The following is a 6,129-nucleotide window of genomic DNA, read 5'->3' on the forward strand; positions in this document are numbered from 1 at the left end:
CGGGGGCGCGGCCGGGGGTGCGGCCGGTGATGGCCGCACCCCCGCTTTCCTCGTGTCAGATACCGGCCGCCCCGGCCAGCGCCGCGGCGAGGTCGTCGGCCAGCGCCGACACCGTCGCCGCCTCGAAGGCGTGCTCGTTGTACCGCAGCCAGCACCGCAGCGAGCCGTCCGGCTGCTCGGTGACCGCCAGCTCCGGGACGTGCCGGTCACCGCCCGGCAGCGGGTACGGCACGGTGGCGTTGCGGGGCAGCTCCCAGGCCGCACAGGCCACCCCCGGCAGCTGGGCCGGCGCACTCCAGCTCTCGTACCTCAGCCAGGCCGCGAACGGCACCAGCGGGCTGAACTCCGCGAACGGGTAGAGCTGGTGGTCGAGCGCGGCGGTGGCGGCGGACCGGACCCGGTCGAGCAGTTCGGCGAAGCCCGGCGCGCCCGACACGTCCACCCGCACCAGCAGCGACTGCACGAAGCAGCCGACCGCCCGCTCCGCCTCCGGCCTGGTCCGGCCGGGCACCGGCGTCATGAGGACGAGGTCCGGCTGTCCGCTGCGGGCGGCCAGCAGGCCGCTCCAGACCGCCGCCACCGCGAGGAACGGCGTGGCCCCAAGCTCCGCCGCCCTGGCCCGCAGTGCCTCCGCCGCCTCCGGGGGCACCGTGAACGCGTGGGCGGCGCTCAGCACCACCTCGGTGTGGTGGCGCCCCGGGAAGGGGTCGATCGCGGCGGGCGCGTCCGCGAGTGCCGTCGCGAAGTGCGTCCGGGACGCCGGCCAGTGGGCGTTCGACCACTCCGCCAGCTCGCGGTACTCCGGGCCGGGCCGGGCGGCCGGCACCCGGCGCCGGTGGCGCAGCGCCGAGTACGCCACCCCCAGCTCGCGCAGGAGCACGCCCAGCGACCAGCCGTCGCTGACGAGGTGGTGGACGGCCAGCAGGACGACGTGGTCCTCCGGCCCGCGGCTCACCACGGCCAGCCTGGTCATCGGCCCCGCGGCGACGTCCGTCAGCCGGTCGCGCACGGCGACCAGCCGCGCCGACACCTCGTCGTCGCTCGCGCCGGGCGCCTCCACCAGCACCACGTCCGCGTGCGGTTCGTCGTCCAGGACGGTCCGCAGCACCCCCGGTTCGGCGCCGGGCACCGGGACGAACCTGGTCCGCAGCGCGGGATGGCGGCGGATCGCCTCGTGCAGGGCGTCGGCCAGGACGTCCGTCCGCAGGCCCTCCGTCACCCGGAACATCACCGCCACCGAGCCGACGTTGCGGCCCGGGGCCTCGGCCATCCAGCGCAGGAAGTTCTCCTGCTGGGAGGTGAGCGGCAGGTCGTGCGGCTGGGCGCGCAGCGAGCGGAGGAAGTCCGACACCTCGGCCCCGGACCGCTCAGCCGTCCCGGCCGCCGAGGCTTCGGCCCGCTCCAGCCAGGCCGCCTGGGCGCGGAGCGAGGGGCGCTCGAAGACCAGCGCCGTGCGAGCCGCCACGCCGAACTCGGCGGAGATCGCGGCGGCCAGCTGGACCGCGCGGAACGAGTCCCCGCCGAGGGCGAAGAACTCCTCCTCCACCGCCCGGACCGGGCGTCCCAGCACCGTCCGCCACAGGCCGGCCAGGGCGAGCTCCCGCTCCGTCTCCGGGGCCCTTCCCGTCACCGGGGCGGGCTCCTCGAACGCGGTCCGCAGTTCGTGCTTGACCACCTTGCCGCTCGGATTGCGCGGCAGGGAGTCCAACACCAGGATGCGTACCGGCAGTTCGGGCCTGGCGAGCCGCTCGCTCAGGAACAGCCGCAGACCGTCGGCATCGATTCCGCCCGGCAGCGGGACCACCGCGGCGACCGGCACCTGGCCCATCACCGGATGCGGCAGGCCGAGCGCGGCCGCGTCGGCGACCTGCGGGTGCTCGTGCAGCACGGCCTCGATCCGCAGCGTCGAGACCTTCAGCGCACCGGACTTGACGATGTCGCTCTCCCGGTCGACCAGATGGAGGAAGCCGTCCCCGTCCAGCCTGCCGAGGTCGCCCATGCGCACCCAGCCGTCGCGGAAGACGCTGTCGGAGGCCGCCCCGGCGTATCCGCGCGGCGGCCCGGGCTGGCGCAGCCAGATCTCGCCTGTCCCGCCGGGCGGCACCGGCTCCCCGGCCTCGTCCAGGATCCGCAGGTCGGCCGGGTCGGTCGGGCGGCCCACCGAGCCGGGGCGGCCGGGATCCACGATCGCGGAGATCTGGGCGGGGGAGGCCTCGGCCGAGGTGTAGGTGTTGACGACCGTCGCCTTCGGCAGCGCGGCGCTCAGCCCGGCGGCGACGGCCGGCGGGAGCGCGGCGGCGGTGGAACCGACCAGCAGGACGCTGCCGAGGTCCCGGCGGCCGGCCGTCCCGGAGTTCAGCAGTTCCACCGCCATCGACGGCACCAGGAAGACCGTGCCCGCGCCGAACTCCTCGACCACCCGCCCGAATTCCTCCGCGTCGAAGCGCGGCAGACAGATCGTCGTGGGCTGCGCGGTCAGCGCGTTCACCAGAACCGCCTGGGCGGCGTTGGTGCCGATCGGGAAGGCGTGCACCGCGTGCCGTGAGTGCGCGTACGGGCGGGGCCGGGGGTTGAGGACCAGGCCGGCGGTCAGGCTCGCGTGCGCGGCCCGGACGCCCTTCGGGGTGCCGGTGGTGCCGGAGGTGCCGATGATCTGGGCCAGGTCGCCGGGGGCGACCCGGTGCGGCGGCTCGATCCCGTCCGGGGCGTCGAGCGATGAGTCGTCCGGCGAGTGGAACGGGGAGTCGAGCGGAGCGTCGAGGCCGTCGAGCGCGAAGGTGGGCAGCGTGGTGCGCGGGCCGTTCCCGGCGACCGCCCAGCGCGCCCCGGCCGCCTCGACGAGCCGCTCCACATCGGCCGGGGCCAGGTCCTCGCGGATCACCAGCCCGGCCGCGCCCGCGTAGTGGGCGGCCAGGAACGCCACGGCGTACGCGTCCCACTCCCGGTTGGTGAACAGCAGCGCCACCGTGTCCCCGGGGCGCACGCCCGCCCGGGCCAGCCCGTGCGCGGCCCGCACCGCCCGCTCGCGCCACCGGCCGTAGGTGAGGCTCCCACCGCCGGGCACGAGCAGCGCGGTGCGTTCCGGATGGAGCGCGGCCCGGTGGTCCAGGAGTGCCGGAAGCGTGAGCGGGACGGGGACGGGCTGGGCGCTGATGACGACTCCCGGGGGGCTTTCGGAGCGCGGCGGACCGATGCCGGAGGAAGATCGGCCGCTGATTGGTCCAGACCGTATCGGAACGGTGAAGGCGGGCGCCAGATCCGTTCACAGTTCGTCACGACCCTTGGCGCGCGGGCCCGGAGCGCCGCCCCGCCGGGGTCAGGAGGGCGGCCCCGGCTGCTCCGGCCAGCCCGCCGTCAGGCGCCCGCGCTCCTGCCACTGCCGTACCCCCGGCCCGTCCGGGGCACCCCGGCGGCAGAACTCCTCCAGCCGGGCGCACCGGGCGAGCATGGCGGCCCGGCGCCGCGGCCAGGGCGGCACCGGCTGCCCGTAGGCGTCGAAGAGGTGGTGCAGGGCGCCCGCCCGGGCCGGGTGGTGCATGCGGACGATCCACTCGCACCAGGCCAGGTCCTCCACCGGCTCTCCGAGGTGGGCGAACTCCCAGTCCAGCAGGCCGGTGACGGCGAAGGTCGCCGGGTCCAGCAGCAGGTTGTTGGGCCCGAAGTCCCCGTGCACCAGTACCGACCCCGGGGGCGCCGGACCGTCGCCGGCCACGCCGGGGTCGACGGCCTGGAGCCGTCGCAGCACCCGCCCGCAGGCGGCCAGGACCTGCGCGCCGTGCCCGGCGTCCAGCAGGTCCTGCGCGGGCACTCCGGGCAGGTGGCCGAGTGTGATGGCGCCCGGCTCGGTGCCGAGCACCGGGGGAACCGGCAACAGCCCGTGCAGCAGGGTCAGCAGCCGGTGCTCGCGCCGGCGCCGCTCCTCGGCGTCCGGCCCTTCGTAGCGTTTCACCACGACGGTGCCGTCGCCCGCGGTGCGGTTGGTCCAGCCGTGCGGGAAGGGCCGAAGCCCGGACGGGTCCTCGCTCACCCCCGCCACTCCTCGGCCAGCAGTCCGAGCACCATCTGGTCCACGAACTCCCCGTACGCCCAGGCGGCTTGGCGCAGCCGCCCCTCGACGGTGAAGCCGACGCCGGTGGCGGCCCGGAGCATCGGGGCGTTGTCCGCCAGCGTCTCCAGCTGCAGGCGGCGCAGGCCGAGCACCGGGAAGGCGTAGTCGCAGAGCACCCGCAGGACGTCCGGTGCGAGCCCGCGGCCCCGGTGTCCCGGCAGCAGGGCGAGGCCCACGTGGGCGCTGCGGTTGTGGGCGTCGATGCCCCACAGCAGCGCCTCGCCGGCCAGCTCCCCGGAGGCCGTCTCGACCACGGAGAAGCACGCCGCCTCGTCGGACGGCCCGGCGACCACGTACGGGGAGTCCGCCGAGCCCGGGGGGATGGGCCGCCAGGGGCGGGAGTCGGCCCGCGAGCGGGTCGCCACGTCGTCGTACAGCTCGGCCAGGAGCACCGGGAGGTCGGCGTCGTGACGGGCCCGGAGGGTGATGCGAGTGCCTTGTAACATGTCACATATTTACCACTGGTGGGGCTGCCGTGACCAACGGGTTTTCCGGTGCCGACCGGCGTTCCGGGGACGACAATCGCTCCCGGGTCGCGGCGCCGGGCCGACGGCCGGCCAGGTGGTCCGAGTGGCGGGGGCCGTCAACTCCCGTGCTCCCGGGGTTGGTTGATGCTCGTCGCTCGACGGTGGCGTGCCCGCTCCCCGCACGGTTCACCCGGACGGCACCGTGTGTTGACCCCTCGGGGGAACGCGGCTCGATTACAAGGTTCGCATGAGAAACATCCACTACGGAGCCGGTGGAATCGCCGCCTCGGCCGCCTTGGCGGCCCTTCTCGTCTGCGCCCCGCAACAGGCGTCGGCGGCCCCCGGAATCCACACGTTCGACTTCAAGGGCGCGCCCGAGCAGTACGCGGTCCCCGACGGGATCTGCGAGCTGGTGGTGCGGGCCTCCGGCGGTGCGGGAGGGGACGCCGTCTACGGGTCGCCCGGCGGGAAGGGCGGTCAGGTCCGAGCCACGGTCCAGGTCACGAGCGGTCAGGTGCTGACCGTCGACGTGGGGCAGGCGGGCAGCGGAGGCGACCTCTCCGTCCCCGGCAGCACGGCCTACGGCGGGTACGGCGGTGGCGGCCAGGGCGGCTCCTACAACGCCGAGCACCGGCCCGGCAACGGCGCCATCGGTGCCGGCGGCGGAGGCGCCACCACCGTGACGACGGGTGGCAGCGCGCTGATCATCGCGGGGGGCGGCGGCGGAGGCGCCGGCAGCTTCACCAACGACGGAACCGCGCGGGGCGGCGACGGCGGGCAGGCCGGAACCGACGGGGCCGACACCGGGCAGAGCGCGGCGGGCAAGGGCGGCAAGTCCGGCGGCAGCGGGGGAGCGGGTGGCGCGGGCGGAACCGCCACCACCGAGTCCGACCGCGACGGCTTCGCGGGCGGCAGCGCCACCGGCACCAAGGGCGGCGACGCGGCCATCAACGTCGGCGACCCCCACATGGGGACCGGCGGCGGAGGCGGCGGCGGGGCCCACGGGGGCGGCGCGGGCGGCTCCTCCACGGAGGGCACGCTCGACGGCGGCGGGGGAGGCGGCGGCTCCAGCCTCGGTCCGGCCTCCGCGACCTTCACCACCGGAGCGCGCAGCGGCAACGGGCAGGTCGTGATCGAGGAGGTCGCCTGCGCCACCCCCTCGCCGTCCCCGTCCCCGTCCTCCACCGCGACCTCCTCTCCCACCCACTCGCCGTCCCCGACGGCTACTCCCACCCACTCGCCGTCCCCGACGGTTTCTCCCACCCACTCGCAGTCCCCGACCACCGGCCCGAGCCACACGGCGTCCGGCGGCCCGTCGCCCACGGGGGGCCCGAGCCACCACCACTCGCCCGGTCCGGTGCCCGGCCACGGTGGGGGCCAGCTTCCCGAGACCGGGAGCAGCACACCGGCCCTCCTGGCGAGTGCCCTGCTCTGCGTGGGCGTCGGTGCCGCCGTGTTCCGTCTCGCCCGCCGGAACGGTCGCCGGCGCTCCTGACGGCGGCGTGGCCCACGGAGCCCACCCGCTGCACGGGAAGTCGGCCGGTCCGACTTCCC

4 protein-coding genes and 1 pseudogene are annotated in these 6,129 nt (G+C 76.1%); 1 reads left to right on the top strand and 4 read right to left on the bottom strand.

Going from position 1 to position 6,129, the window contains the following annotated elements:
* Window positions 1–55: 55 nt before the first annotated feature.
* From ACFVHV_RS42920 to ACFVHV_RS42935, 4 genes and pseudogenes are all read right to left on the bottom strand, one after another.
* The gene (locus tag ACFVHV_RS42920) at window positions 56–1,675 is read right to left on the bottom strand and encodes a condensation domain-containing protein (protein WP_380359206.1); all 1,620 of its coding nucleotides are present in this window, start codon (window positions 1,673–1,675) and stop codon (window positions 56–58) included.
* Window positions 1,655–3,154: pseudogene (locus ACFVHV_RS42925) on the bottom strand (class I adenylate-forming enzyme family protein); the annotation flags it as partial. The pseudogene ACFVHV_RS42925 and the gene ACFVHV_RS42920, both read right to left, overlap by 21 nt.
* A 162-nt stretch (window positions 3,155–3,316) precedes the next feature.
* A complete protein-coding gene (locus ACFVHV_RS42930) occupies window positions 3,317–4,027 on the bottom strand; it encodes a phosphotransferase (protein ID WP_359898396.1) in 711 nt (236 codons plus the stop codon).
* Window positions 4,024–4,554 (bottom strand): GNAT family protein, encoded by a 531-nt coding sequence (locus tag ACFVHV_RS42935; RefSeq protein WP_359898397.1) that lies wholly within the window; start codon window positions 4,552–4,554, stop codon window positions 4,024–4,026. The genes ACFVHV_RS42930 and ACFVHV_RS42935 overlap by 4 nt, the downstream gene beginning before the upstream one ends.
* Window positions 4,555–4,822: 268 nt before the next feature.
* On the opposite strand from ACFVHV_RS42935, the gene ACFVHV_RS42940 reads away from it, so the two are divergent.
* Window positions 4,823–6,070, top strand: a complete 1,248-nt coding sequence (locus ACFVHV_RS42940; protein ID WP_380359203.1) for an LPXTG cell wall anchor domain-containing protein — start codon at window positions 4,823–4,825, stop codon at window positions 6,068–6,070.
* Window positions 6,071–6,129: the final 59 nt, after the last annotated feature.

This window comes from Kitasatospora sp. NPDC127116, assembly GCF_042677365.1.
GTDB lineage: Bacteria > Actinomycetota > Actinomycetes > Streptomycetales > Streptomycetaceae > Kitasatospora > Kitasatospora lactacystinica.